Annotated in this window: 22 protein-coding genes; 14 read left to right on the top strand and 8 right to left on the bottom strand. The window is 65.0% G+C overall.

The genetic code is table 11. The features are described from left to right. The first annotated feature begins 86 nt into the window (after nucleotides 1-86). A complete protein-coding gene (locus tag BLT26_RS12645) occupies nucleotides 87-887 on the top strand; it encodes a GNAT family N-acetyltransferase (protein ID WP_091514843.1) in 801 nt (266 codons plus the stop codon). 15 nt (nucleotides 888-902) lie between these two features. On the opposite strand, the gene epmA is transcribed toward BLT26_RS12645, so the two are convergent. Both epmA and efp read right to left on the bottom strand, forming a co-directional pair. After that, nucleotides 903-1,856, bottom strand: a complete 954-nt coding sequence (gene epmA, locus BLT26_RS12640) for an EF-P lysine aminoacylase EpmA (protein ID WP_091514839.1) — start codon at nucleotides 1,854-1,856, stop codon at nucleotides 903-905. Nucleotides 1,857-1,912: 56 nt separating this feature from the next. Then, complete coding sequence (gene efp, locus BLT26_RS12635; RefSeq protein ID WP_091514834.1) at nucleotides 1,913-2,485, bottom strand: elongation factor P; 573 nt, start codon at nucleotides 2,483-2,485, stop codon at nucleotides 1,913-1,915. 108 nt (nucleotides 2,486-2,593) lie between these two features. Here efp and epmB point away from each other — a divergent pair, with 108 nt between their 5' ends. The 5 genes from epmB (at nucleotide 2,594) to BLT26_RS16695 (ending at nucleotide 10,150) form a co-directional block, all read left to right on the top strand. Then, nucleotides 2,594-3,631: an EF-P beta-lysylation protein EpmB gene (epmB, locus tag BLT26_RS12630; RefSeq protein WP_091514831.1), complete on the top strand. Its 1,038-nt coding sequence runs from the start codon at nucleotides 2,594-2,596 to the stop codon at nucleotides 3,629-3,631. 149 nt (nucleotides 3,632-3,780) lie between these two features. Then, entirely contained in the window at nucleotides 3,781-5,484 is a 1,704-nt protein-coding gene (locus BLT26_RS12625; RefSeq protein WP_091514825.1) for a hypothetical protein, read from the top strand. 147 nt (nucleotides 5,485-5,631) lie between these two features. Further along, nucleotides 5,632-7,719: an EAL domain-containing response regulator gene (locus tag BLT26_RS12620; RefSeq protein ID WP_091514821.1), complete on the top strand. Its 2,088-nt coding sequence runs from the start codon at nucleotides 5,632-5,634 to the stop codon at nucleotides 7,717-7,719. 154 nt (nucleotides 7,720-7,873) lie between these two features. Further along, entirely contained in the window at nucleotides 7,874-9,850 is a 1,977-nt protein-coding gene (locus BLT26_RS12615; protein ID WP_091514806.1) for a M1 family metallopeptidase, read from the top strand. A 171-nt stretch (nucleotides 9,851-10,021) separates the two neighbouring features. Further along, nucleotides 10,022-10,150: a hypothetical protein gene (locus tag BLT26_RS16695; RefSeq protein ID WP_281245475.1), complete on the top strand. Its 129-nt coding sequence runs from the start codon at nucleotides 10,022-10,024 to the stop codon at nucleotides 10,148-10,150. Nucleotides 10,151-10,165: 15 nt separating this feature from the next. Here the strand turns inward: BLT26_RS16695 and serB are convergent, their stop codons facing one another. Beyond that, nucleotides 10,166-11,284: a phosphoserine phosphatase SerB gene (serB, locus tag BLT26_RS12610; protein WP_245720702.1), complete on the bottom strand. Its 1,119-nt coding sequence runs from the start codon at nucleotides 11,282-11,284 to the stop codon at nucleotides 10,166-10,168. 127 nt (nucleotides 11,285-11,411) lie between these two features. Here serB and BLT26_RS12605 point away from each other — a divergent pair, with 127 nt between their 5' ends. The 8 genes from BLT26_RS12605 to BLT26_RS12570 all read left to right on the top strand — a co-directional run bounded on the left by BLT26_RS12605 (nucleotide 11,412) and on the right by BLT26_RS12570 (nucleotide 21,161). After that, nucleotides 11,412-12,491 (top strand): hypothetical protein, encoded by a 1,080-nt coding sequence (locus BLT26_RS12605; protein ID WP_091514800.1) that lies wholly within the window; start codon nucleotides 11,412-11,414, stop codon nucleotides 12,489-12,491. Between the two features lie 122 nt (nucleotides 12,492-12,613). Beyond that, the gene (locus BLT26_RS12600) at nucleotides 12,614-13,045 is read left to right on the top strand and encodes a MerR family transcriptional regulator (RefSeq protein WP_091514797.1); all 432 of its coding nucleotides are present in this window, start codon (nucleotides 12,614-12,616) and stop codon (nucleotides 13,043-13,045) included. Nucleotides 13,046-13,070: 25 nt separating this feature from the next. Continuing rightward, the gene (locus BLT26_RS12595) at nucleotides 13,071-14,240 is read left to right on the top strand and encodes an isovaleryl-CoA dehydrogenase (protein WP_091514793.1); all 1,170 of its coding nucleotides are present in this window, start codon (nucleotides 13,071-13,073) and stop codon (nucleotides 14,238-14,240) included. A 90-nt stretch (nucleotides 14,241-14,330) separates the two neighbouring features. Further along, a complete protein-coding gene (locus BLT26_RS12590; RefSeq protein ID WP_091514790.1) occupies nucleotides 14,331-15,938 on the top strand; it encodes a carboxyl transferase domain-containing protein in 1,608 nt (535 codons plus the stop codon). Between the two features lie 84 nt (nucleotides 15,939-16,022). Then, nucleotides 16,023-16,820, top strand: coding sequence for an enoyl-CoA hydratase/isomerase family protein (locus tag BLT26_RS12585; RefSeq protein WP_091514786.1), 798 nt, complete (start codon nucleotides 16,023-16,025; stop codon nucleotides 16,818-16,820). A 74-nt stretch (nucleotides 16,821-16,894) separates the two neighbouring features. Continuing rightward, nucleotides 16,895-18,892 (top strand): acetyl/propionyl/methylcrotonyl-CoA carboxylase subunit alpha, encoded by a 1,998-nt coding sequence (locus tag BLT26_RS12580; protein WP_091515236.1) that lies wholly within the window; start codon nucleotides 16,895-16,897, stop codon nucleotides 18,890-18,892. Nucleotides 18,893-18,894: 2 nt separating this feature from the next. Next, nucleotides 18,895-19,791, top strand: a complete 897-nt coding sequence (locus BLT26_RS12575; protein WP_091514784.1) for a hydroxymethylglutaryl-CoA lyase — start codon at nucleotides 18,895-18,897, stop codon at nucleotides 19,789-19,791. 119 nt (nucleotides 19,792-19,910) lie between these two features. Further along, complete coding sequence (locus tag BLT26_RS12570; RefSeq protein ID WP_091514781.1) at nucleotides 19,911-21,161, top strand: DUF945 family protein; 1,251 nt, start codon at nucleotides 19,911-19,913, stop codon at nucleotides 21,159-21,161. A 75-nt stretch (nucleotides 21,162-21,236) separates the two neighbouring features. On the opposite strand, the gene BLT26_RS12565 is transcribed toward BLT26_RS12570, so the two are convergent. The 5 genes from BLT26_RS12565 to BLT26_RS12545 all read right to left on the bottom strand — a co-directional run bounded on the left by BLT26_RS12565 (nucleotide 21,237) and on the right by BLT26_RS12545 (nucleotide 26,085). Then, entirely contained in the window at nucleotides 21,237-21,590 is a 354-nt protein-coding gene (locus BLT26_RS12565; protein WP_091514777.1) for a DUF4870 family protein, read from the bottom strand. A 91-nt stretch (nucleotides 21,591-21,681) separates the two neighbouring features. Continuing rightward, nucleotides 21,682-23,034, bottom strand: a complete 1,353-nt coding sequence (locus BLT26_RS12560) for a response regulator (RefSeq protein ID WP_175453112.1) — start codon at nucleotides 23,032-23,034, stop codon at nucleotides 21,682-21,684. Nucleotides 23,035-23,260: 226 nt separating this feature from the next. Beyond that, nucleotides 23,261-23,770, bottom strand: coding sequence for an L-alanine exporter AlaE (gene alaE, locus BLT26_RS12555; RefSeq protein WP_091514770.1), 510 nt, complete (start codon nucleotides 23,768-23,770; stop codon nucleotides 23,261-23,263). A gap of 337 nt (nucleotides 23,771-24,107) precedes the next feature. Next, nucleotides 24,108-25,253, bottom strand: a complete 1,146-nt coding sequence (locus BLT26_RS12550) for a beta-ketoacyl-ACP synthase III (RefSeq protein WP_217631435.1) — start codon at nucleotides 25,251-25,253, stop codon at nucleotides 24,108-24,110. A gap of 154 nt (nucleotides 25,254-25,407) precedes the next feature. After that, on the bottom strand, nucleotides 25,408-26,085 hold the full coding sequence (locus tag BLT26_RS12545; RefSeq protein ID WP_245720701.1) for a ComF family protein: 678 nt from the start codon (nucleotides 26,083-26,085) through the stop codon (nucleotides 25,408-25,410). Between the last annotated feature and the right edge of the window lie 76 nt (nucleotides 26,086-26,161).

Below are 26,161 nucleotides of genomic sequence, written 5' to 3'. Positions count from 1 at the left end.
ACCCGCAATTGCGGTCGCGCCCCGTCCGCGTCGGGTGGGCGGCCGTTACGCGGTGTGGGTCCAAAAACGCAACTATCCTTGTAGTCATGAAATACAGTCTCAGCGCCAAAAACCTCGTCTGCCGCAACCTGGAGTCGCGCGCCGGCTACTGTGCCGGGCTGATCAATCCGGACCACACCAAGGAGATCACCAGCATCGTGCGCAGCGACAGCGGGCTGCTGTCATATACCTTCAACCAGGCGGTCACGAACTCGGTGGTCCCCGCCCTGATCCTGAAGCGTTTCGTCGTGGATTACTTCGCGGAGCGGCACAGCCCATTCACGCTGTGGCACTGCGCCAGCAAGCCCATGGACGAGGCAGAGCTGGCCGAGCTGGGGCTGGTCCACCGGGATACCCTGGTGGCCATGGCGATCGAGGTCCAGCGGCTGGCCGGGGACGAAAAAGTGCCGGACGAGCTGCGCGACCGACTGGAAATTGTCGCTGTCGGCGGCGAGCAGCTGGCGGAATATGGTGAGCTGCAGGCGCGGGCCCTGGAGGGCACCCGCGAGGCCCCGCAGATCCGCAAGTTTTACCAGAAGCTGGCAGATATCCCCGAGCACAAGCGCAGCCGCCTGAAATACTACATGGCGCGACTCGATGGCGAGGCGGTGGCATCGGGGTGCCTGTTCGCTTCCGCCGATGCGCTGGGAATCTATGACCTGCAGACCGTCGAGGCACACCAGGGCAAGGGCATTGGCCTGGCGCTCTTCCACCACCTGCTGGCGCAGGCCCTGCACAGCCACCACAAATACGCAGTGGCGCTCACTCCGGAGAATCGCCAGGATGCCTACCTGGACGCCGGGTTTTTTGCCGTAGGCCAGGTGAGCCGCTATCGCTACGAGCCCTGACGGTCTTGCGCCGGCTCAGGCGCGCTCGATGGGAAAGGCAATCACTTCCTCGATTCGCCGGTAACCACCCGCCAGCATCAACAGGCGGTCAATGCCCAGTGCCACGCCCGCGCAGTCCGGCAGCCCGGCTTGCAGGGCCTCTACCAGCCGCTCCTCGAACGGGTAAACGTGCAGCTTGTGAGCGCCGCGGTAGCGGTGATCCGCCTGGAAGCGCCGCAGTTGTTCCTCCGCGTCGGTCAGTTCCCAGTAGCCGTTGGCCAGCTCCAGGCCACCCACATAGGCTTCGAAGCGGCGCGCCACCGGCCTGCCGGTCTCATCGGCCACCACCCGCGCCAGCGCCGCCTGGCTGGCCGGAAAGTTGTAGAGCAGGGTGATGCCACCACCCATACGCGGCTCCAGGTAATGGCTCATCAGCAGGTCGAGGCATTCGTCGCGGTCCGCCGGTGTGAATGAGAGGTCCAGGTGCCGCTCGGCGGTATTGCGCAGGGCTGAGTCGCTCGCGGTGTGCGGGTCCAGGTCCAGCTGGCGCCGGAAGAGTTCGCGATAACTGACGGATTCCACCGTGGAGATGCCAAGTGTCTCGCCGAGCAGGTCGCCGACCTCGCCCATCAGGCGCCGGTCATCCCAGCCACAGCGGTACCACTCCAGCATGGTGAACTCCGGGTTGTGCCGGCCGCCGGCCTCACCCTCGCGGAACGCCTTGCCCAGGTAGTAGCAGTCCCCCATGCCCGCGGCCAGCAACCTTTTCAAGCCGAACTCGGGGCTGGTGGCCAGGAATGCAGCGTCACCGTTACACAGTGCGGTAATGGAGTCGATATGCGGGTCGCTGGTGGCTCGGCGGGACAGCACCGGCACTTCCACCTCCAGCACCTGGCGCTCGGCGAAGAACCCGCGGACCCGGGACAGCAGGTCGGCACGCTGTTGCAGCGCGGCGATGGAAGCGGTGGGGCGCCAGGTGTTATCGCTCATAAGTCGTGGCGGGATTGTGCAGGAGCGGCCGGCGGCCGCCCCTGGATAGAGAGGGGTCAGTCTTCCTTGGCGCGGCCCAGGTATTCACCGGTGCGGGTGTCCACCTTGATGGTCTCGCCGATCTCGAGGAACAGCGGTACCTTGACCACGGCGCCGGTGGACAGGGTGGCCGGCTTGTTGCCACCCTGGGCGGTGTCACCGCGCAGGCCCGGGTCGGTGTCGGTGATTTCCAGGATCACGTGGTTGGGCGGGGTGACTGCCAGTGGTGCGCCGTTGTACAGGGTGACGGTGCAGGTATCCTGTTCCTTCAGCCACTTGGCGGCATCGCCGACCGCATCGGCGCTGGCCTGGTGCTGTTCGAATGTGTCGGGCTCCATGAAATGGTAGAACTCGCCATCGTTGTAGAGGTACTCCATGTCCCGGTCCATGACGTCCGCGGCCTCGAGGCTCTCGCCGGAACGGAAGGTGCGCTCCCATACCCGGCCGGTTTTCAGGTTGCGCAGTTTCACGCGGTTGAATGCCTGCCCTTTGCCGGGTTTGACGAATTCGTTCTCCACGATGGAGCAGGGGTCGCCGTCCAGCATTACCTTGAGACCGCCCTTGAATTCGTTGGTGGAATAACTAGCCATGAGTTCCTCTGATCAGTCTGTCCGGGCGGGTAAAAAGTCACCCCGGCCCTTTCAATTTTTATGTAACTGCTTAAAATTTGCGCGCTTTGCGCCACAGAATAGCCGCCTATGATACAGCACGCCCCCGCCGCCAGTGAAATAGTTGCCCGTGAACGAGCCGGGCAGGATGCCGATCGTCGCTGGCAGGAAGAGATGACCGACCTGGTGACTGACCCGGCGGAGCTGGTGGAGCTGCTGGGACTGGACCCGGCGCAACTGCCGGCCGCGCTGCGCGCGGCCGACGGCTTTGCCCTGCGGGTACCGCGACCCTTCGTGCGGCGCATGCGCCGCGGTGACCCGCAGGACCCGCTGCTGCTGCAGGTGCTGCCCGGTGCGGCGGAGTTGCAGTCGCCGGCCGGATTCAGCAGCGACCCGCTGGCGGAGGCGCAGTCCAATCCCGTACCGGGCGTGGTCCACAAATACCGCGGCCGCCTGCTGCTGATCGCCGCCGGCCAGTGCGCCGTCAATTGCCGTTACTGCTTCCGCCGGGAATTCCCGTACGGGGATAACCATCTCAACCGATCGCAGTTGCAGGCGGCGCTCGATTACATTCGTGCCCAGGGGGACCTGCACGAGGTCATCCTCAGCGGCGGCGATCCCCTGGTGCTGGGCGATCGCCAGCTGGCGCGGCTGGCTGGTGAGCTTGCGGCGATACCCCACCTCGACAAGCTGCGGGTTCACACGCGCCTGCCCATAGTGGCCCCCAGCCGTATTACCGATGAGCTGCTGTACTGGCTGGCGGAGTCACGCCTCAAGCCGGTGCTGGTGTTGCACTGCAATCACGCCAATGAAATCGACGGCGAGGTCCGTGCGGCAATGCGGAAGCTCCGGGACGCGGGGGTCACGCTGCTGAACCAGGCCGTCCTGCTGCGCGGCGTCAACGATAGCGTGGCTGCACTCGCAGAACTGGGCGAGACCCTGTTCGATTGCGGGGTTCTGCCATACTACCTCCACCAGCTGGACCGTGTTCGCGGTGCAGCACATTTCGAGGTCGATGACGATACCGCACGCTCGCTGGTCGAGGGGGTACGCGGGCTGCTGCCCGGGTACCTGGTGCCGCGGCTGGTCCGGGAAGTACCGGGAGAAGGCTCGAAAACGCCGCTCTGAGCACGGGTGTGAGGGTCAAATAGGACCGGGTTGGCCATTTTTGCGTGAGGTGTATCGCAATTTAGGCGCGAAAAGCAACTGTTCCCGCTTGTTTGGCCAATTTGGCTCTTCATATACTGCGGTAATCCAATGGATGGGTGCCAACAAAAATGAAGGAAACGACTCAGGGCGCGCCCGCCGGGCAGGCATGCGCCCCAGCCAGTTTTGCCCTCAAACTCGGCCTTCCGGGACGGGGGCTTCCTGCGCTCAGCTGCGGTTGTGCATCAGAGCGTGAGCTGGAGCGCTGGCTCAGCCAGTACGAGCTCCGGCCCTACCATCCCGCTGACCAGCAGCGGCTGGTTACCCTGCTTTCGGGCCTGGTGGAAGAGCTGGGCCAGTGGCGGGCGCCGGCGGCGACACGCCAGCCGATGCTCGAGCTACTGCGTGAGTATGTACTGGCCTGTGTGGATGCGATCGTCATGCAGCGCAGCGCCCTGCGCGGAACCCAGCTGGAAAGTTTGCGCAAGAGCATGCGGCCGGTCGTGATTCTCCTGCAGAGGCTGGCGGCGGCCTATGCCGGCATCTGGGTCCAGCTGGAAGAAACGGCAGGGGTGCCGTTCCTGCTGCGGGAGAAACGCGCACGGAGCCTGCACCGTGCCATCGATGCCGGCGGCCGCCTGTTGCGGATCACCACCCTGTTCGGCCTGTCGGCGCCCGAGAATTGCTGGCGCAACATGCACATGCTCTTGAAGCGCGGCCTGCCCCAGCAGGTTGCCCACAAACGGGTGCCCGATTCGATGCATCCGCGCGGGCGCACCAGCGCCGTCGATGCCTACAGCCATTCAGCCATGTTTATCAGCGCCAACGCGGGGCAACTCGATGCCGAGCAGCAGGACGCGCTGTGGCGTATGACGCAGGAGCTGAGCCGCTTGGCGCGGCTGGAGGAAAGCTATGCTGATCCGGCCATGTCCCTGCTGGTTTCCCTGGCGGAGGACCGGGCACCCATCCCCTCGGTGCGGCTGCAGCCGGACGACTTCGCCCCCTTTGCCACCCCGCGGGGATGGAAGATAGACCTGGCCGCGGTCATGTCCCGGCTGGAAAAACAAGTGGCGAATAGCTTCGACCCCCTTGTGGACCGGCTGTGCGAAGCGTGGCGCGACGCCACCGGCCGCGACGAGTCGCGCCGGCCCGCGGAGAGCGACTGTGTCGTCGCCATTGGCGTCGGCGCCACCTGGCATAACCTGCGTGGCCGCCAGGCTGGCGAGGACAGTGCCGAGGGGCTCCTGTCCAGCTGGGGTGACAGGGGCGGGGAGCGGGTGTGCATGGAGGCTGCCTCGGTCGACTACCGTTCCGGGCGCCCTTTAGCTGAATACGACAGCCTGCCGAGTGCCCCCAGCCTGAGAAGCGAGCGTGCCGCACCGCGGGACCGCGCTGCGCGGCATTACCGTACTGAGGTGGCGGAACTTTTCGACAGCAGCTCCCGGGGCCTGGGCCTGAAGTTGCCGCTCGAGGTGAGCGAGCGCCTTCGGGTCGGGGAGCTGGTGGGTGTACGTGTTGGGGGTGGCTGGCAGGTGGGTGTGGTTCGCTGGCGGCTGACCCGGCCGGATCATTGCCGGGCAGGGCTGGAACTTCTCGCCCGTCGCGTTGCACCGGTGGAGGTGCGCCGGCGCAGCTCCGCGGGGCGGCATTCGGATCCCATTCCCGCCCTGATGGTGGCGGCGGGGAATGGCGATGGTGTGGCGCTGATATTGCCGGTGCCCCTGTTCAAGGCTTACGACGAGGTCGAACTGATTGCGGCCGGGACGACGAGGTCCGTCACCCTGCAGCGCCAGACGGTGGCAACGCCCACGGTGGCACGCTTCGAATTTGTGTGAGTTTCTTCTCCATACCCGCGATCTGCCCAGCCGGCGCTCTTGTAAGCCACCGTTGCAGCGACCTACACTTAGCGCTCTTGCCCCTGTCCCGGCAGCGGCGCACTGACTGCCCGCAGGCCGCAGTTGTAGGTATCAAGAGCATAATAAATGAGCAGCAACGACACGATCCGCCTCCTGTTAATCCACGACACCCCCTCCGAAGCACAGCGCCTGGTGAGCATGCTGCACAATGCGGGCCGCCCGAACCGGGCCCAGCATGTGGCCAGCGAGGCCGCCCTGACAAAGCTGCTGCAGGACAGTTCCTGGGACCTGCTGATCGCGGCTGACAGCAGCAAGCAGGTCCCGCCCGCAGTGGCATTGCGGACCATCAGCAAGCTGCAGAAAGATGTGCCGGTGCTCCTGCTTACCGAGCGCGAGGGCTCCCAGGCAGTGGTCGAGGGCCTGAAGCTCGGCGCCCGCGACGTGGTCACCGTGGACGAAGACCAGCACCTGCTGCTTGTGATCCAGCGCGAAATCAACGCGCTGCGCAATCGCCGGCAGGCGCGGATGCACGACCGCCGCTACCACTCCAGCCTCGCCCGTGCCCAGGAGCTGCTGGACAGTTCCAAGGACGCCATCGCCTATATCTCCGATGGCCTGATCGTCTACGCCAACCAGTCCTTTGCCGAGCGGTTCGGCCACAAGGACAAGGACGATATCGAATACCAGCCACTGATCGACATGGTTACCGAGGGCGAGCAGGAGGACGCGCGGGCGTTCCTGAAGCAGTGCGCCATCGATAACAACGACGTCGAGGCCCAGGAGTGGAAGTTCACAGCCTGCTCTGCGTCGGGCAGGCCGGTGCCGGTGCGGGCCGAAGTGCTGAGCACGGTTTACGATGAAGAACCCTGCCTGCAGGTCCGGATTGCCGCAAAGGCCGGCAACACAGAAGAGCTGGAAGCCCAGCTCAGCGACATCAAGAGTCGGGACCCGCTGACCGGTCTGTACAACCGCCAGCATTTCCTGCGTGTGCTGGAGGCGGCAATCAAGTCTGCGGCCAGCACCCAGCGTACCGGTGGCCTGATGTATATCGAGGTGGACCGCTTCGAGGAGACGGTACAGAAAACGGTAGGTGTCGCCGGCGCCGATGCCCTGCAGAAGAAAATGGCCGAGCTGCTGCAGTCCAGCGTGCGGCGCGGCGACGTGGTGGCTCGTTACGGTGAGGAGAGTTTCTGCCTGATGATGGTGGAAACCACCCCGGACAGCGCCGAACATCGCGCGAAAGAACTCATGCAGAAAATTGCCGATACCATCTTCGATGCTGCCGGCAAGACACTGCAGGTCACTGTGTCCATCGGTGTTTCCCTGCTCAGCGAGGCCTCCGGCAGGGCGCAGAAAGTGCTCGACCAGGCCCTCCAGGCCCACGACCAGGCACTGAAGGCAAGCGGGGAGGGCAGTGGCTTTGCCCTCTACGAGCCCGACACCGACCAGGGTGGCGACGCCGACACCTACCACCGGGCGCGGGTGGTGCAGGCCCTGGAGGCCGGCAACCTGAAATTGCTCTACCAGCCGGTATTGAGCCTGCAGGGCACCGGCGAGCAGATGTACGAGGTGCTGGTACGCATGATGGACGGCAAGGAGGAGTTGTCTCCGCTCGCGTTTCTCGAGGGGCTGGGCGACGACAGCCTGGCGGTGAAGATGGATCGCTGGGTGATCCTGACCGCGATCAAGGCCGCCGCCGAGAAGCGCGCCAAGGGCAAGGACGTCTCCCTGCTGCTGCATATATCCGCCGCCTCGCTCAAGGATTCCGGCCTGCCGGCCTGGCTCAAGGTGGCCTTCAAGGCGGCCAAGGTCGCACCGAAATCGGTATCTTTCCAGGTGAGCCAGGGCGATATCAACAGCAACCTGCACGCAGCGCGGGATTTCACCAAGCTGGTACGGGAGCTTGGCTGCCGTGTGGCAGTGAGCCGCTTCGGCGCGGGCCTCAACCCGTTCAAGACCCTCGAGCACGTGACGGTGGACATGGCCAAGGTAGATCCCTCATTCGTCAAGGAAGTACAGGACGAAGGTGAGAACAGCGAGACCCTGGTCAACATGGTGCAGCAGCTGGCCGAGGCCAATACCCGCGTTATCGTCCCGCACGTGGAGCAGGCCAGCATGCTGCCTACCCTGTGGCAGAGCGGTACTGACTATATCCAGGGCTATTACGTGCAGGCGCCCGCCGAGCACATGGATTTCGACTTCAGCCTTGACTGACACGCCGCTGCGTATCCCCCGCGCAGCGCGCTGTCCATCGGCCGCAGGATTCTGTCGGTCCCCCGCGTGAATTTCCCGCCGGGGGCGCATTTGGTTATCCTGTGGCGGTTTTTCCCATCAGCAACAATAAGCAGAATTGACCTGGAGCCATCCTATGTTGCCCCGCATTCTCTGTACTACCTTACTCTGCAGTGCCCTCGCCCTGGCGGGCGGCTGCTCGGAGCCCGAGTCCGACGACACCGCCAACGGCAGCGTCGATGCGCAGGCCGAAACCGGCAAGCCGGAAACGGCCGGCGTCGGTGATTCCCAGTCCAGAAAAGCTGCCCAGGCGGCTCCGGAGTCTGGTGTGGACTACCACTCCTTTGCCAACACCGGCGACTACCGTGTCGAGCACCTTGATCTCGACCTGAAGGTGGATTTCGGGCGCAAGGTGCTCGAGGGTGAGGCGGTCCTGGATTTCAAGCGCCTGACAAAGAAGAACCCGCCGCTGGTGCTGGATACCCGCGACCTGAAGATCGAGCAGGTGCGCGCGGGCCACGGCTCTGAGCTCAAGCCGGTCAAGTTCTCCCTGGGCGAGACTGACCCGGACCTGGGTACGCCTCTGAAAATCCAGCTGCCGAAAAACGCCACCCGCGTGGCAATCCAGTATGAGACCTCGCCGGGCGCTTCCGGCGTGCAGTGGCTCGAGCCGCAGCAGACTGCCGGCGGCGAGCACCCGTTCCTGTTTACCCAGGCTCAGGCCATCCATGCGCGCAGCTTCGTGCCGCTGCAGGATTCGCCCCAGGTGCGCATGACCTACGAGGCCACCATCCGCACTCCGGAGGAGTTGCGCGCGGTAATGAGCGCCAACAACGACCCGGACGCGGAGAAGGATGGCGTCTACGAGTTTGAGATGCCCCAGCCGATCCCCTCCTACCTGCTGGCGCTGGCAGTGGGCGACCTGGAATTCAAGCCCATGGGCGAGCGCACCGGCGTCTATGCCGAACCGGAACTGCTGGACGCGGCGGCTGCAGAGTTCGAGGACACCGAGTCCATGCTCGAGGCCACCGAACAGGTCTACGGCCCCTACCGCTGGGACCGTTACGACCTGCTGATCCTGCCGCCCAGCTTCCCCTTTGGCGGTATGGAAAACCCGCGCCTGAGCTTTATCACGCCTACGGTCATCGCCGGCGACAAGAGCCTGGTGGCCCTGATCGCCCACGAACTGGCGCACTCCTGGTCCGGTAACCTGGTGACCAACGCCAGCTGGCGTGACCTGTGGCTGAACGAGGGCTTCACCACTTACCTGACCAACCGCATCATGCAGAACATCTACGGCGACCAGCGCTACCGCATGGAGATGGCGCTGGGCTATGACGACCTGCAGGCGGACCTGGAGGACAAGGAAGCCCGCGACGAGATCATGGCCATCGACCTGCGCGGCCGCGACCCGGACGAGGTGTTCTCCAATATTCCCTACGAGAAGGGCTCCCTGTTCCTGTACGAGCTGGAGCAGAAGATCGGCCGCGAGGCCTTCGACCAGTTCCTGCTGGACTACTTCAATAACTTCGCGTTTGAGAGCATCACCACCGAGGACTTCCTCGCCTACCTGCAGAAAACCCTGCTGAAGGAGTACCCGGAGAAGCTCGACGAGGAGCGCATCCGCGAATGGATCTTCGAGCCGGGCATCCCCGAGGGCGCCCCGCACCCGCAGTCTGATGCCTTCAGCAAGATCGACCCGGTGCGCCAGCAGTGGCTCGATGGCGAGATCTCCGCAGAAGAGATCGACACCAGCGAATGGACCTACCACCAGTGGAAGTATTTCCTCGATGGTATGCCCGAGCAGCTCAGCGACGAGCAGCTGAAAGAGCTGGACAGCACCTTCAACCTGACCCAGTCGAAGAACAACGAGATTGCCTTCAGCTGGCTGATGATCGCGGTGCGCAACGACTACCAGCCAGCGTTCGAACGCCTGGAGAGCTTCCTCACCGAGATCGGCCGCAACAAGTTCCTGCGCCCGCTGTACCGCAACCTGGTTGAAAGCGGCAAGCAGGAAATGGCGGCGGAGATCTTTGAAAAGGCCAGGCCCGGCTACCACCCGCTGACCGTGAAGGTGAACAGCCGTATCATTTACGGCGAGGACGCTGGCTGACGCGAGCGGCTCACGGCGCCCGCCAGGCACCGCAGTGCCCGGCGGGCAGGGACCGGCATCACGGCGACAGGGGTTTACGTTGAATCGGCCGCCATGGCCGCTGTCCCGTGAAACCGGAACTGCAGTAGAGTAGTCACACTCTGTAACTGGACCACGGTGGAGGCGCGGGGCATGCGCTGCTTGAAGATCCTGGCTGTAGCGGCATTACTGGCGTTTGCCGGTTGTAGCGAGCGCGTTTGTTTCGAGCGCGGCAAGCCGCCCTCGCTGCCCTTTCCCCACGCCGGCGTGGCGGTGAGCTGACCCGCCGGCGCGGTCCTATTCCCCCAGCAGTGCGGCAAGCTGCCGGTCGTTGAAGCCGAACAGGTAGAGCGCCGCGTCCAGGCCGAAATGCGTGATGGCCTGCGGTGCCTCGAGGCGTACCTTCGGCTTGGGGTGAATGGCGATACCCAGCGCGCCGAGATTGAGCATGGGGATATCATTGGCCCCATCCCCCACGGCGATCACCTGCCCGAGCTCCAGTTCCATTTCGTTTGCCATCTCTCCCAGCAGTTCGCGTTTGCGCTGCCCGTCCACGATCGGCTCGACTACCTCGCCGGTGAGGGCGCCGTCGGCAAATTCCAGTTCGTTGGCGTGAACAATATCGACGGCAAGCTTTTCCCGCTGCAGGTAATGGGCGAAATAGGTAAAACCGCCGGAGAGGATGGCTGACTTGCAACCCAGTGCACGCAGCGCCAGCAGCAATCGCTGCGCGCCCTCCTTGATGGGCAGCTGCGGCGCAATCTCTGCCAGCCGTCGCTCGGAAAAGCCGCGCAGCAGCGCCATGCGCCTTTTAAAGCTCTGGCGAAAATCCAGCTCCCCGCGCATGGCGGCTTCAGTGATGGCTGACACCTGCTCACCAATGCCAGTGATCTTCGCCAGCTCGTCGATCACCTCGGCATCGATCAGGGTCGAGTCCATGTCAAAGCCGGCCAGGCGCGGCGGCCGCTGCGTGTCGCCGGGCTGGAGCACCAGGTCCGCGCCGAGCCTCTCCGCCTGCTGCAGGCAGGCGTGGCGGGCGGGGGTGAATTCGAGCCGGGCGTCCAGCTGGAAGCGAATCACCGTGCAGTCGCGGTTTCGGGACAGGGTCTCCGCCGAGCGCACCTGCCACTGCTGTTCGTCGAAGAATGCAAGCAGGGCGCGCAACTGGCCCAGCCCGGCGGCAGGGGAAAGCAGGGTGACGCACCAGGGGGCGGTGACCGGAGCGGGGGACTCTGGCATGTCGGATGGTTTGCCGACGGGTCCATCGAGGGGTAGTTCCTCGCTATGCCCTGGCCCCGGTTCCAGGCCCAGCCGGGCGCTGCCCTCACGGTACTCCAGGTAGCGCAGCGGGCAGTCGATGTGGGTCTGTACCACTTGCGCCAGGGAGAGGGTAAATTCGCGATAATCCGGCGTCACGCCCATGGTTTCCTTCCGTGCTGCTTGTTGCGAGGGGCCGGCATTATAGCCCCTGCGACATTATTCGCTAAAATCCACCGCCGCAGGCAGTAGAATCGCAACCATAACCCCACCGGGAACCACAAAAGTGCAATTCGCCACCATGACCGCCCTGAAGGAAGAAATCCAACGACGCTTTGCCCGCATGCCGGCCAGGCTGCGCCAGCAGGTGCTGGCCGCCGGGATCTGGCTGGCACTGGCCTGCTTCTGTGCCGTGGCACTGAGCAACTATTATGGCAGCCAGCGGGATGCGGCGATCGCACGCGACCGGGCAACGGCGGAGGCGGCGGCGGCGGTCCTCGCCAGCCAGAGCCTCGAGAGCATTGTGGCCGGTGACCGGATCAGCATGCAGCTGCTGGCGAAGAAGGTGCTGGACATGCCTGTCATCTCCGGTGTGGCGATCGAGGATGTGGAATCCAACGCCCTCGCCCAGGCGGGCGACATTGGTGCGGGGGAGTCCGTAAGTGCCCCGGTGGTACTCCACGACAGTATCGCCGGCAATGTCACCGTGCACCTGCGCCCCGGTGAGGGCGTGCAGTATCCCTGGGCCAGCCTGCTGCTGAGTCTGGTATTCGCGCTGCCGCTGAGTGCGGCCGCCGCGCTGGCGGTGGGTAGCCTTTCGGCCCGGCGCACGCCGGTGGTGGCGACAAGGCCGGCACCGCAACCGGAGCCCGAGCAGGAGGTCAGCGCGGGTCTCTACATCCGTCCGCTGAACTGGAGCCAGCTGGGCAACCAGTTGAGCCGCTCTGCGCTGGAGAAGCTGCAGTCGGACCTGGGCGCGCGCCTGGCACTGCTGGGACGGATCTACGATGCGCGGCCCCTGAAGCACGCAGGCCCCCAGCAGGGGCTGGGGTTCTGTGGCGACGATGCCGCATTCCGCGCCGTCTGCTGCGGCCTGTTGCTGCGCCAGCTGCAGGCGGCCGGCGCCTCCGGACTGCAGCTGGCCACAGCGGTGGCACCCGCCAACCTGGCGCCCGCGGATTTCAGTGGCGAGCAGTTGCTGGGCCAGGCGCGGGACCTGGCACTGCACGAGGCCCTGGTCGAGGGGCCGGCGCTGACCGGCCGGGTGGAGCTCCACTCCGCCAGCTGGGGCATCGCCGTAACCGGCCTCAACGATACCTACCAGAAGTTACTCGACAACCAGCTGCGCCAGCTGCAGGGCGCCTGAACCTTCTGATGCCCCTATCACCGTGACCTCTGACCGCCCTTCGGTCGGTTTTACCCTTTTGCTTTACGTTTACGTTAACGTAAGCCTCTGCTAGTCTTGCTGCGTTCTGACAGGAAGACGTTATGAAGACCGAGCAGCCCCAGCCCCAGCCTGGACACGAAAGCGGTCCCGAACCGGACAGCTACAGCATTTCCGACCTGGCCAGGGAATTCGGCATCACCACCCGTGCCATCCGTTTTTACGAGGACAAGGGCCTGTTAAGCCCGGCCCGGCGCGGCCAGACCCGTATCTACAGCCCCGAGGACCGGGTGCGGCTGATGCTGATTCTGCGTGGCAAGCGACTCGGTTTCTCCCTGGATGAGAGCCGCGAAATCATCGACATGTACGACCCGGAACACGGCAATGTCGAACAGCTGCAGCGCCTGCTGCAACACATCGAACAGAAGCGCGCGCAGCTGCAGCAGCAGCTGCGCGACATCCAGAGCCTGATGGGCGAGCTGGATGAGGCGGAGGCCCGCACCCGGGCTTCCCTGGCACAGACCCAAGAACAATGACGAGAGAGATATACACGGAGTCGCTATGAATACCGCCTACCGCACCCTCAACTTCGGCCTCGGTGAAGAGATCGATATGCTCCGCGATATGGTCTACAAGTTCTGCCAGGCAGAACTGGCACCGCGGGCGGCACAAATCGACGAGGACAACCAGTTCCCCGCCGACATGTGGAAGAAATTCGGTGAACTGGGCCTGCTGGGCATGACCGTCGAAGAGGAGTTCGGCGGCTCCAACATGGGTTACCTGGCGCACGCGGTGGCGATGGAGGAAATTTCCCGCGCGTCCGCCTCGGTGGGCCTGTCGTACGGTGCGCACTCGAACCTGTGCGTCAACCAGATTCGCAAGAATGGCTCCCGCGAGCAGAAAGCCAAATACCTGCCGAAGCTCTGTTCCGGCGAGCACGTCGGCGCGCTGGCGATGAGTGAACCCAACTCGGGGTCCGACGTGGTCAGCCTGCAGCTGCGCGCGGAAAAGAAGGGCGACCGCTTCATCCTCAATGGCAACAAGATGTGGATCACCAATGGCCCCGATGCCGATACCTATGTGATCTACGCGCGCACCGAGCCGGGTATCAGTTCCGGCGGTATTACAGCGTTTATCGTCGAGCGCAGCTTTGCCGGTTTCAGCCAGGCGCAGAAACTCGACAAGCTCGGCATGCGCGGCTCGAACACCTGTGAGCTGGTATTCGAGGACTGTGAGGTGCCGGAAGAGAATATCCTCGGCGAACTGAACGGTGGCGTGCGGGTTCTGATGAGTGGCCTCGACTACGAGCGCACCATCCTGTCCGGCGGCCCGGTGGGTATCATGCAGGCCTGCCTGGACGTGGTGGTGCCTTACGTGCACGAGCGCAAGCAATTTGGCAAGGCCATCGGCGAGTTCCAGCTGATGCAGGGCAAGCTGGCCGACATGTACGCCGACCTCAACGCCAGCCGCGCCTATCTCTATGCAGTGGCGCAGGCCTGTGATCGCGGCGAGGACTCTCGCAAGGACGCCGCCGCGGTGATCCTGTTCACCGCCGAGCGCGCCACGCAGATGGCCCTGCAGGCCATCCAGACCCTGGGCGGCAACGGCTATATCAACGAGTACGCTACCGGCCGCCTGCTGCGCGATGCCAAGCTGTATGAAATCGGTGCCGGTACCTCCGAGGTGCGCCGCATGCTGATCGGCCGCGAGCTTTTCAACGAGACCCGTTGATCCCTCAAAATTGCAAAAATGGCGTAGGAGCGGCCAGCGGCCGCTCCTACAGGTCAGACAAGGTTTCCCTGCAAAGGCGAATCAGAGTTTATGAACCACCTACAGAGCAAACTGAATACCCGCGACGAGACTTTTGCTGCGAACCGCGAGCAGATGGAAAAGCTGGTCGCGGACCTGCGCGAGAAAGTGGAGACCGTCGCCAGGGGCGGCGGCGAACGCGCGCGTGAGAAACACCTGGCCCGCGGCAAGCTGCTGCCGCGGGACCGCATCGATGCGCTGCTGGACCCGGGCAGTCCCTTCCTGGAATTCTCCCAGCTGGCGGCGCACGAGGTCTACGGTGAGGAGGTGCCAGCCGCTGGCATCATCACCGGTATCGGCACTGTGTCGGGCCAGCCCTGCGTGATCGTGGCCAATGACGCAACGGTAAAGGGTGGTACCTATTACCCGCTGACGGTGAAGAAACACCTGCGCGCGCAGGCCATCGCCGAGCAGAACAACCTGCCGTGCATCTACCTGGTGGATTCCGGTGGTGCCAACCTGCCGCGCCAGGACGATGTGTTTCCTGACCGTGAACACTTCGGTCGCATCTTCTACAACCAGGCGAACCTCTCCGCAAAAAATATCCCGCAGATCGCGGTGGTGATGGGCAGCTGCACTGCCGGCGGTGCCTATGTGCCGGCCATGGCCGACGAATCGATCATGGTGAAGGAGCAGGCCACCATCTTCCTGGCCGGGCCGCCGCTGGTAAAGGCCGCCACCGGGGAGGTGGTTTCCGCCGAAGAGCTGGGTGGTGCCGAGGTGCATTGCCGCACGTCGGGGGTGTCGGACCACTATGCCAACAACGACGTGCACGCGCTGCAGCTGGCGCGCCGCTCGGTCAGCCGCCTGAACCGCCTCAAGGCGCCCGGGCTCGACGTGCAGCCACCGGTGGAACCCATCTATCCCCCCGAGGAAATTTACGGTGTGGTACCGGCGGACTCTCGTCAGCCCTATGACGTACGCGAGATCATCGCGCGCGTTGTCGACGGCTCGGAATTCGATGAGTTCAAGGCTCTTTACGGCACCACCCTGGTGACCGGTTTCGCACGGATCCACGGCTACCCGGTAGGGATCGTTGCCAATAATGGCATCCTGTTCGCCGAGAGTGCACAGAAGGGCGCCCACTTCATAGAGTTGTGCGCCCAGCGCAATATCCCGCTGGTGTTCCTGCAGAACATCACCGGTTTCATGGTGGGCAAGCAGTACGAGGCGGGCGGTATCGCCAAGCACGGTGCGAAGATGGTGACCGCGGTGGCCACCGCGAAAGTGCCCAAGATCACTATCCTGATCGGCGGTTCCTTCGGTGCCGGCAACTACGGCATGTGCGGTCGGGCCTACGACCCGAATTTCCTGTTCATGTGGCCCAATGCCCGTATTTCCGTCATGGGTGGCGAGCAGGCCGCAGGGGTGCTGGCCCAGGTCAAGCGCGACCAGATGGAGGCGCGCGGCGAAAGCTGGAGTGCGGAAGAGGAAAAGGCGTTCCGCCAGCCGATCGTCGACGACTACGAACACCAGGGGCATCCCTATTACGCCTCCGCCCGTCTGTGGGACGACGGTGTGATCGACCCGGCGGATACCCGGCGCGTGCTCGGCCTCTGTCTCGCTGCCGCCACGCACCGCGAGCCCGAGGAAACCAAATTCGGCGTATTCCGCATGTAATCACCGCGACCACTGGTATCGTAGAAGTGCGGCCGGCGCCGCAGTCGGAAAAGTTGAAACACGCCCGGAGACAAGGACCTGAATATGAGTGACAAGCTGCTGAGTGAGATCGATAGTGAAGGTGTGGCCACGGTTACCCTCAACCGCCCGGAGATCCACAACGCCTTCGACGACGACCTGATTCGCCAGCTGGGTGAGACCTTCGACCGGCTGTCACAGCAGCCGGAAGTCCGCGTACTGGTGCTGGCATCGGAAGGCAAGAGCTTTTCCGCAGGTGCCGACCTGAACTGGATGAAGCGGATGGCGAACTACTCGGAAGAGGACAACCGCAATGATGCTGCCGGGCTGGCGGCGATGCTGCACAAGCTGGATACCTTTCCCGCGCCGACCATCGCGCGGGTGCAGGGCGCGGCCTTCGGTGGCGCAGTGGGGCTGGTGAGCTGCTGTGATATGGCGGTTGCCAGCGAGCGCGCCAGCTTCTGTCTGTCCGAGGTGAAGATCGGCCTGCTCCCCGCCACCATCAGCCCCTACGTTATCAATGCCATCGGCGCGCGCCAGGCCCGGCGCTATTTCGTTACCGCCGAGCGTTTCTCCGCCGCACGCGCGCAGGAGATCGGCCTGGTGTCAGAGGTCTGTGCTGAAGGGGAACTGGACCTGACGGTACAGAAGCTGGTGAACGCGGTGACCGACAATGGCCCGCGTGCGGTGACCATGGCCAAGCAGCTGGCCATGTCCATGTCCAACCGGGTGGTGAATGAGGAGCTGCAGGGCCAGACCAGCGCCCTGATTGCCGCAGTGCGCGTCTCTCCCGAAGGGCAGGAGGGCCTGCAGGCATTTCTCGAGAAGCGTGCCCCGGCCTGGATGAAGGCCGGTGACGACTGACAGCCTGGATTCAGCAAGACCAACCGCCGGTGCCTCCCTGTGCGCCGGCCGTGACAGTGAATGAAGAGCAAAGCATGATTCGCAAACTGTTAATTGCCAATCGCGGTGAGATTGCCTGCCGCGTCATCCGCACCGCACGCCGCCTGGGCGTCGCGACCGTCGCGGTCTACTCCGATGCCGATGCCGAGGCCCTGCATGTGCAGCTGGCCGATGAGGCGGTACACCTGGGCCCTGCGCCGGCGCGCGAATCCTACCTGGATATTGACAAGGTTATCGCTGCGGCCAGGCAGACCGGCGCCGAGGCGATCCACCCGGGATACGGATTCCTGTCAGAGAACGCGGACTTCTGTCGCGCCTGCGCGGAGGCGGACATCATTTTTGTCGGCCCTCCCGCCAGCGCCATCGACGCGATGGGTTCCAAGTCCGCGGCCAAGCGCATCATGGAAGAGGCCGGGGTGCCGCTGGTTCCCGGCTATCACGGCAACGACCAGGACGCGGAGACCCTTGCGGCTCACGCGGAACGCATCGGTTACCCGGTGCTGCTGAAGGCCGCGGCCGGAGGCGGTGGCAAGGGCATGCGTCGCGTGGACGACGCCAGGGATTTCCACGAGGCGCTGGAAGCGGCCAAGCGCGAGGCCCGGAATGCTTTCGGCGACGACCTGATGCTGGTGGAGCGCTACGTGCTCAGCCCCCGTCACGTGGAAATCCAGGTGTTCTGCGATGGCCAGGGCAACGGCGTCTACCTGTTCGAGCGCGACTGCTCCGTGCAGCGCCGCCACCAGAAGGTGGTCGAGGAAGCGCCGGCACCGGGGCTGGACGAGGACCTGCGTCGCGAGATGGGCGAGGCGGGGTTGCGGGCGGCCAATGCCATCGGTTATGTGGGCGCGGGCACGGTGGAGTTCCTGCTCGACGCCAGCGGCGAGTTCTACTTCATGGAAATGAACACCCGCCTGCAGGTGGAACACCCGGTGACCGAGATGATTACCGGCCAGGACCTGGTTGCATGGCAGCTGGCGGTGGCCGCAGGTGAACCCTTGCCTGTGCAGCAGGACGACCTGCAGATCGACGGCCACGCCATGGAGGTGCGCATCTACGCCGAGGACCCGGACAGCGATTTCCTGCCGGCCACCGGGACCCTGCTGCGCCACCGCCCGCCGCGGGAGACCGGGTCGGTGCGCGTGGATACCGGCGTGCGTGACGGCGACGAGATCAGCGTGCACTACGACCCGATGATCGCCAAGCTGATCTGTCACGGCCGCAACCGCCGCGAGGCGCTGGCCAAGCTCGACCGGGCCCTGGGCGAGTACCAGATCGCCGGCGTACGCCACAATATCGAATTCCTGCGCCGGGTCATCAACCAGCCGGACTTTGCCGCCGGCCGGGTAACCACCCACTTCATCGACGATCACGCCGCAGAGGTGCTGCAGCCCCGGCGCGAGCTGACCCCGCTGAAATGCGCCGCCGTGGCAGTGGCAGCCTACCGCCGCGAGGTGCGCGAGATGCGCGAGCGCGCACCGGTGGGCGATCGGCATTCGCCCTGGCACGCCGGGGACAACTGGCGCAGCAACCTGACCAGCCAGCGCAACCACACCGTCGATTACCACGGCCTGCACGCCCAGCTCAGCTTCTCGGTCGACGGCGACCGCCTGCACTGGCAGTGCGACGTGGCCGAGCGGGAAGTCCAGGCGGGTGAAGTGCACCTGCTGGCCGGCGACGATATTTCCCTGCCGGATGGGCGACGGGTGACACTGACCAGTGTCGATACTGATGCGGGCGGCTCCGTGTTCCTTGACGGTGAGCAGGTGGACTACAAGCTGCTGCCGCCGGATATCGGCGAGGGCGGCGACCACGCCCTGGGCCTGGAAGCACCCATGAACGGCACCATCGTGTCCCTGCTGGTGGAGCCCGGCAGCGAGGTGGACAAGGACCAGCCCCTGCTGGTGATGGAGGCGATGAAGATGGAACACACCCTGCGCGCTCCCGCAGCCGGTACCGTGCAGCAGTTTTTCTGCGCCGCCGGCGAGCTGGTGGATGGCGGCAGCCTGTTGATTGATTTTGTCGCGGAGGATTGAAGGTGACCCTGCCAGCAAGAGTGAAGATGGTCGAGGTCGGCCCCCGGGATGGCCTGCAGAACGAGAAGCAGGAAATATCCGTGGCGACCAGGGTCGAGCTTATCGACCGGCTCAGTGCCGCCGGCCTGCCGGTCATCGAGGCGGGCAGCTTTGTGAGTCCCAAGTGGGTGCCGCAGATGGCCGCCAGCGAAGAGGTGCTGGCGCAGATCGAGCGCCGTCCGGGCACGGTCTACAGCGCGCTGACGCCGAACATGAAGGGCTACGAGCGCGCGCTGGAAGCCCGCGCCGACGAGGTGGCCGTCTTCGGGGCCGCGTCCGAATCCTTCACCCGCAAGAACATCAACTGCACCATCGCCGAGAGCCTGGAGCGGTTCCAGCCGCTGCTGGAGCAGGCGCGCAGGGACGGCATCCCGGTACGCGGCTATGTGTCCTGTGTGCTCGGTTGCCCCTACGAGGGCGACATTGCGCCGGAGAAGGTGGCGGAAGTGAGTGCCGCCCTGCTGGAGATGGGTTGCTACGAGATCTCGCTCGGCGACACCATCGGTGTGGGCACCCCGGAAGCCGCGCGGCGCATGATCGAGACGGTGGCCGCGCGGGTGCCGATGGAGAAGCTGGCGGTGCATTTCCACGATACCTACGGCCAGGCGCTGGCCAACATCTATGCGGCCCTGCAGGCCGGTGTGGCCGTGGTGGACTCGGCGGTCGCGGGCCTGGGCGGCTGCCCCTATGCCCGAGGGGCCTCCGGCAACGTGGCCAGCGAGGACGTGCTCTACATGCTCAACGGGCTCGGCATCGACACCGGGGTCGACCTGCAGCAACTGGCGGAAGCCGGTAACTTTATCTCGGCGCAGCTCGGCCGCGAGAGTAATTCCCGCGTGGCCCGGGCCCTTTCGGGTTGATTGCCGGGCTGGTCGCCACCTGTCCCCGGCTACCGGGGATCGCCGCCCGGCGCCGCCGGGCGCTGCCGGCCCCCGGAATCTGATAACATCGGCGCAAAGTCACTGACATTCCGCACCCGATGAAATTCCTCAAAATCTCCCTGCTCATCCTGACCTCCCTGCTGCTGCTGGTGGCACTGGCCGCGCCCGGCCTGATCGGCCCGCAGGTGGAGGAGGTCTGGCGACAGCAGTTCGCGCAGCTGCAGGGCGCCGAGAACACCGCTTACCAGCGCGGCTGGTTCGGCGCCGAGGCCGGCACCCGGCTCGCCAGCCGGGACGGCAGCACAGGCCTGCACAGTGATATCCAGCACGGACCGGTGCTGTTCACCGCCCGCGGCCCGCGTGTGGGGGTGATGTACAGCGAGACGCGGCTGGCGGTGGACCGGCTGGCGCCGGGGCTGCGCGCCCGCCTGGAGAAAATTTACGGCCCCCTGGACCACAGCCCGGTGGTACTGGAATCGCTGGTGGGCGCCGACAACAAGGTACGCAACATCGTGCGACTGGAGCCTTTCACCCGCAGCGATAACGGTGGTGAGCTCAGGTTCGAGGGGGCGCGCATCGTGCTGGAGAGCGATTACCAGGGTTCGTCGGTCGCCGGTACCCTGGCGATAGGAGCGGTGCAGCGGCGGCAGTTCGCGCTGGATAAATTCGTTTCCGAGCCGGTGCGGGGAAGCTTCCGCTTCGTACCGGGACAGTCGGGCGAACTGTCGCTGGAGCTGCCGCAGCTCAAGGCGGACTCGGATGCCGGCCCGCTGGAAATCCGCGACGCCACCCTGGAGTTGCAGGCCCGGGTACACGATAGCGGCAACCTGGACATCCGCAGCGACCTGCAGGTGCCGCAGGTACAGTCCGCGACGCCGGTGACTTCGCTGCAGCAGCAGGTGACATTGCCGGATATCTCGCTGGCCGACCTGGCCCACTTCCTCCACGCCCTGCTACTGGTTCCCGCTCCCGAGCGCGACTGGCCGGTGGTCATGCGTCGCCCGCTGCAGTTGCGCCAGCAGGCGGCGATACAGTCCTCCAACGGCCCCACGCTGGTGGACCTCGACATCGACTGGCGGGGTATGCCGGCGGGCATGCGCCCTGCGAAGCGGGCACCGGGCCAGTGGCTGCAGCCGATGGTGGGCAGCATGACCCTCACCTCTGCCGAGCAGGCGCTCATGCAGTCGCCACTGGTCGGCCAGGCGATAACGCTGCGCGAATACGGGCTGCTGTTGCAGAACGGCGATGAACTGCAGATGCATCTGGAAGTGGATCGAGGCGAGCTGCGGGTCAATGGCCAGCAGTTGCCGCCGGACCTGTTTGTGCTGGCCCTGACCGGGGGCTTCTGAGGCGGGGCGGTTCGCGGAATGGGGGCACGCGAGCGGCTGCCCGTGTACCCCTGGTTCCCCAGGCTTGATTGCGGATCAGTAGGCCGGGCGATGGTCCGCCAGGGTGAGCCAGCCGCGGATCACGCGATACACCATCCACACCCAGGTAATGCCCAGGATCAGGAAGCCGAGACCCAGGATCCACCAGGTCAGTGAACCGATCACGATCCACAGCAGGCTGAACCAGAAAGTGCGGATCTGCCAGCGGAAATGGGATTCAGCCAGGGTGCCGCGCACGTCGCCGCGCTTGGCGTAGTTGATAATCACGCCAATAAAAAAGGGCACGGCGGTGAACAGGCTGATGGCCTGGATCAGGTAGACAAGGGTGGCCAGGTCGCGCCCGGACTGCTCGCGTGCTTCCGGGCTCTTGACAGGGTATTGCTCGCTCATTGTTTTTCTCGTGAAAAATTCGAGCCATTATAGTGCGGTCGCTGCGCGTGTTTGCAAGTGCGGTCGCGGCTCCGTCCGGCGAGGCCTCCCTTCACTTCAGCGCCCAGCTGGCATGCACATTCTGGTCGCGCCAGGCTTTCAGGTGCTGGATGGATGAGCGCATCAGGTTCAGTATTTCCGTGCGCTGCTGGCGGCAGTATTCGCGCTCGCTATCGACCGCCAGAGATTCCGCCAGGGAACGCAGCCGGACAGCAATGGCCTCCAGGCCAATCTCTTCCGAGCTTGCGGCTGCAGCCCGGGCCCGCTGCTCGGCGTCCAGCCAGTGGCGCCCGGTCAGGGCGCTGGTCAGCGAGGTAACCCGTTTGGGCAGGGATGCGATACGCCCGCGCAACAGTTCGGAAAACACCGCGGTGCCAAGGGTGTCGCGCTGGCGGTTGAGCACTGCGGTATTGAGCAGGCGTGTTTGAGCCGGGGTGCCGGTACTCTGTGGCTGGCGCCGCCCCCGCCGGGCAGTCCAGTTCAGCAGCTGTTGCAGCTGGGCATCCATTACCGGTCGAGAAAGCACGCCGGTGAGCCCCTCTGCCTGGTAGCGCTCCTTCTCGCCTCCCAGCAGGGCGGTGACAATCACGAAAATCGGCAAGCCGCGGCCGTGTTCCGCGCGGATCTTGCGCGTGACGGTGACGCAGTCCAGCGGGCGCAGGTCGCAGTCGAGCAGCACCAGGTCAAACTTCTCGCGCAGCGCGGCATCGGCCCCATCGGTCCCGCTGGTGGTGCGGACCACGCGGTGCCCGCGCTGTTCCAGGGCCGGTTGCAGTGAATCCTGCTCTTCATTTTCCACCAGCAGCACCGACAGGCTGGAGACATGGCGCGCGTCACCCCTGCCGGGCTGTTCCCCGGCACCGTTAGCGGAGGCACCCGGGTTCACCTGCTTGAGCGCCTGCCTGGCCCCCTCGAGTTGCCGCTGGGCCATTTCCGCCAGCCCGGCGGTCTCAGGATCCCCTCCCCGCAACAGCAGGTTGAGCGTGCCCTGCACCGCCTCCAGCGGGCGCTGGAGCCGGTGGACGATAACCGCCTGGAGGTCGTTGCGCTGCTGGCGCAGCAGCTCAACGCTGTCGCGGCTCTCGCTCAGCTGCTGTTCGAACTTGCCGAGCTGGGTGCGGTGGGACTGCAGCTGCTGGTGCAGCTTGCGATTTTCATTCCCCAGCCGCTCGGAAGCCGATGCCAGTTCCAGCTGTTGCCGGCGAGCCTGGCTCTGTAACAGGATTGCCGTGGTCACTGCCACCAGCAGGGCGGCCAGCAGTGCCAGCGGCCAGGCCAGGGCCACACGGCTCTCAGTGAGGGCATCGATGAGCGGGGCGGCTGCAGCCGCAGCGGGAAGGCTGGTGAGAAGCGCGGCCACGGGGGCGCACACCCGGCGGCGACCGCGGTAAATGGTATTTATCATCCTTGTAACCATTCGCGTTGACAGGGACCAAATCCTGCGGTCCCGGGTTTGCCGTTGGGGGCTGCCCCAACGGCTCCTTATCTCTAACTACATAATGCAAAAAGAGTCACTATACAAGTGGAACCCGGCAATCCCCCGGTCAGATTGAGGTACGACAGTACCATTGTGGTCTGGTGTCACGCAGCCCGGGACAGGCGCTCGTTCAGCGGTTCCAGCGGGACTCGCCTCATTGCAGGTTCAGGGCCATGGGCGCAATGCTGCGGGAGCGCCTGTTGATCCACAGGCGCCGCAGCCAGTCGAGGTAGATTCCATAGGGACGGCCCAGTGCGCCGGCAATTACCATAAACGTGGCGCTGGCCGTGGCGATCTCGGCCCAGCTGGCGCCTCCGAGCAGCATGTTGCCGACATACAGCGGGCACTGGAAGCTGAGGAAAACGAAGGTATCCACCAGGTAGGCGTTGAGGTCGCCGCGGCCACCGAAACGGGCCGCCACCCAGTGGCGGTAGATGCTGAAGGGGCGCGCGATGAGGGTGTTGAACACCACCGCCAGCAGCCGTACCTGGATATGCTCCTGCAGGCTCATGCCGGCCAGCAGCAGTTCGATGGGGATGGCGATCGCCCAGGAAAAGCTGTTCATGGCGAAGATGTCCAGCAGCAGTTCCCGGCGGCGACAGAGCGGGTGCGGGCCGGGCGCTTCGGTGACCGGCATGGCGGGCGGTGTAATCGATGGTTGCATGGTACTTCTGGGGGCGGCGAGGGATGGCCGCAGTGACAGTAAGTGAAGGCTGGCGATTATATCTACAATTCTGGCGATGGCTAGCCTTTCTATATTAAAGATTTGTTTAAATTAGGCTTACCATCCCAAATAATGCTTTATTGCAGTCTATCTGTCATAAAAGGCACAGTGTGGCGCCTGGCTGTGCCGCGCCAGGGGATCGCTGTGGCGAGGGAGGGTCGGCGGGAGCTGCGGGAGGGGGGAGCTGCAAATAGCGGGAAAGCCACCGGTGAGCCGGGGCAAAGTTGCATCCCGTGCCGGCACTGCGGGCGGGGAGGCCCGCCCGCCTGTAGGGGACTCAGCCGCCGGTCTTTTCGACCACGAGGCTGCCGATCGAGTAACCGGCACCGAAAGAACAGATAACCCCGCGCTCGCCCGGCTGCAGGTCGTCCCGGTACAGGTGGAAGGCGATCACCGAACCGGCACAGCCGGTATTGGCGTAGCGGTCCAGTACCACCGGTGCGCGCTCCTCGCTGGCGCCGTCGCCCATCAGTTTCTTCGCGATCAGGTTGTTCATGTTGATATTGGCCTGGTGCAGCCAGTAGCGCGCCAGCTCTGCGGGCTCGCTGCCGGACTCGCGCACGTGGCTCTCGATATGCGCGGCCGCCATGGGGCACACCTCCTTGAATACCTTGCGGCCGTTCTGGCGGAACAGCTTGCCCTCGCCGAAGGGGTCCACGTCTGCCGCGCGCGCGGTGTAACCGAAGTTGGAGCGGATATTGTTCGAGAACACCGTTTTGGCGCGGGTGCCGAGAATCTGCCAGGTGTCATCGGCGGTGGCGGTCTCACCGCACTCCACCACGCTCGCTACCGCCACATCGCCAAAAATGAAGTGGCTGTCGCGATCGGTGAAGTCGATCTGCGGCGAGGCCAGTTCCGGGTTCACCACCAGCACGGTGGTTGCCGAACCCGAGCAGATGGCATCCACCGCCCGCTGCAGGGCAAAGGTGGCGGAAGAGCAGGCGACTTCCATATCGAAGGCGAAGCCGTCGATGCCCAGCGCACCCTGGATCTCGATGGCGATGGCGGGATAGGCGCGCTGCATGTAGGAAGCGCCCACGATTACCGCGTCGATATCTTCCGGCTGCTTGCCCGCTGCGGCCAGGGCCTGCTTCGCCGCGGCCACGCCCATTTCGGCCTGCATGCACAGCTCGTCGTCACTGCGCTCCGGCAGGTAGGGCCGCATGCGGCCGGGATCCAGGATGCCGTCGCGGCTGACGACGTAGCGGCTCTTGATGCCCGAGGCCTTCTCGATGAATTCCGCCGACGAGAGTGGCTTGGCCGCCAGCTCGCCGGCCTCGATCTGTGCCGCGTGCTCCCGGTTGTAGCGCTCGGCGTAGGCATTGTAGGCGTCGACCAGCTCCTCGTTGCTGATCGAATGGGGCGGTGTCCACAGGCCGGTACCGCTGATCACCACATTGCGCGGCAGCTTGTTGTCACTCATCACTGGGTTCCCATCTGGCGCTCGACGGCGTGCGAGCGGCTGGTCACTAAATATAACGTTAGCAGTGCTGGGATTGAGACACTGGTCCCAGTCTGCCGGGCGGCTATTCTGACGGGATCTGCCTTTTCGGTCTATTTGCCCGGGGCAGGGTCGTTCAGGGGGTTCTGGCCAGCGCGTACGCGCTTATGGACAAGGCGCCGGAGTCCAGCAGGGCCGCGGCAGCGGCATCGAGGGTGGCGCCGGTGGTGATGACATCGTCTACCAGGCCAATACGCAGCCCCTGCACCTTGCCCCGCACGCTGAAGCTGTCGCGCAGGTTGGCCAGTCGCTGCCGGCGATCGAGTGCCTGCTGGCTGGCACCGGCCCGTATCCGGCACATTACCCGCCGACCTACGGGCAGCTGCCAGGCGCGTCCGAGTGCCTCCGCCACCAGCTCGGCCTGGTTGAAGCCCCGTTGCCAGCGGCGGCGCCAGTGCAGTGGCACCGGCACCAGCAGGTCCGGCAGTGGCTCCACGGGTCGCAGCTGGCGGGCGGCAAGCAGGCCGAGACTGTGCCCCGCGGCGAGGTCGCCGTCGTGCTTGAAGCGCCGGATCAGCTGGGCCACCGGGTACGCATAGTGCCAGGCACAGCGGGCCGCGCCGATCGCGGGCGGGCGGCGCAGGCACCCGGGGCAGGCCGCAGCGGTGGGCAGTGGCAGCGCACAGCGCGGGCAGGCGCTCCCCAACACCGGCAGCTCCGCGGCACAGGCGCGGCAGATGCCGGCCTCGTTCCCGGCGGGGCCGTGGCACAGCAGGCACAGCGCCAGCCGGCGTGACAGAAAACGTGCAATCACCCTGTAAACCATTCCCTGGCTGCTTGGTTGACAGCGATGGGGTCACCGCTACACTGGCAGCTTCCGGGGTGACCCG

It is taken from the genome of Microbulbifer yueqingensis, from assembly GCF_900100355.1.
In the GTDB taxonomy this organism is placed as follows: Bacteria; Pseudomonadota; Gammaproteobacteria; order Pseudomonadales; family Cellvibrionaceae; genus Microbulbifer; species Microbulbifer yueqingensis.
Note: the sequence above shows the minus strand (reverse complement) of the source record. Positions and strands in the feature narration are given on the sequence as shown.

Coding starts and splice junctions, on each gene's coding strand:
- BLT26_RS12645 (WP_091514843.1), top strand. CDS start 87: ATGAAATACAGTCTCAGCGCCAAAAACCTCGTCTGCCGCAACCTGGAG.
- epmA (WP_091514839.1), bottom strand. CDS start 1,856: ATGAGCGATAACACCTGGCGCCCCACCGCTTCCATCGCCGCGCTGCAA.
- efp (WP_091514834.1), bottom strand. CDS start 2,485: ATGGCTAGTTATTCCACCAACGAATTCAAGGGCGGTCTCAAGGTAATG.
- epmB (WP_091514831.1), top strand. CDS start 2,594: ATGATACAGCACGCCCCCGCCGCCAGTGAAATAGTTGCCCGTGAACGA.
- BLT26_RS12625 (WP_091514825.1), top strand. CDS start 3,781: ATGAAGGAAACGACTCAGGGCGCGCCCGCCGGGCAGGCATGCGCCCCA.
- BLT26_RS12620 (WP_091514821.1), top strand. CDS start 5,632: ATGAGCAGCAACGACACGATCCGCCTCCTGTTAATCCACGACACCCCC.
- BLT26_RS12615 (WP_091514806.1), top strand. CDS start 7,874: ATGTTGCCCCGCATTCTCTGTACTACCTTACTCTGCAGTGCCCTCGCC.
- BLT26_RS16695 (WP_281245475.1), top strand. CDS start 10,022: ATGCGCTGCTTGAAGATCCTGGCTGTAGCGGCATTACTGGCGTTTGCC.
- BLT26_RS12600 (WP_091514797.1), top strand. CDS start 12,614: ATGAAGACCGAGCAGCCCCAGCCCCAGCCTGGACACGAAAGCGGTCCC.
- BLT26_RS12595 (WP_091514793.1), top strand. CDS start 13,071: ATGAATACCGCCTACCGCACCCTCAACTTCGGCCTCGGTGAAGAGATC.
- BLT26_RS12590 (WP_091514790.1), top strand. CDS start 14,331: ATGAACCACCTACAGAGCAAACTGAATACCCGCGACGAGACTTTTGCT.
- BLT26_RS12585 (WP_091514786.1), top strand. CDS start 16,023: ATGAGTGACAAGCTGCTGAGTGAGATCGATAGTGAAGGTGTGGCCACG.
- BLT26_RS12580 (WP_091515236.1), top strand. CDS start 16,895: ATGATTCGCAAACTGTTAATTGCCAATCGCGGTGAGATTGCCTGCCGC.
- BLT26_RS12570 (WP_091514781.1), top strand. CDS start 19,911: ATGAAATTCCTCAAAATCTCCCTGCTCATCCTGACCTCCCTGCTGCTG.
- BLT26_RS12565 (WP_091514777.1), bottom strand. CDS start 21,590: ATGAGCGAGCAATACCCTGTCAAGAGCCCGGAAGCACGCGAGCAGTCC.
- BLT26_RS12560 (WP_175453112.1), bottom strand. CDS start 23,034: ATGATAAATACCATTTACCGCGGTCGCCGCCGGGTGTGCGCCCCCGTG.
- alaE (WP_091514770.1), bottom strand. CDS start 23,770: ATGCAACCATCGATTACACCGCCCGCCATGCCGGTCACCGAAGCGCCC.
- BLT26_RS12550 (WP_217631435.1), bottom strand. CDS start 25,253: ATGAGTGACAACAAGCTGCCGCGCAATGTGGTGATCAGCGGTACCGGC.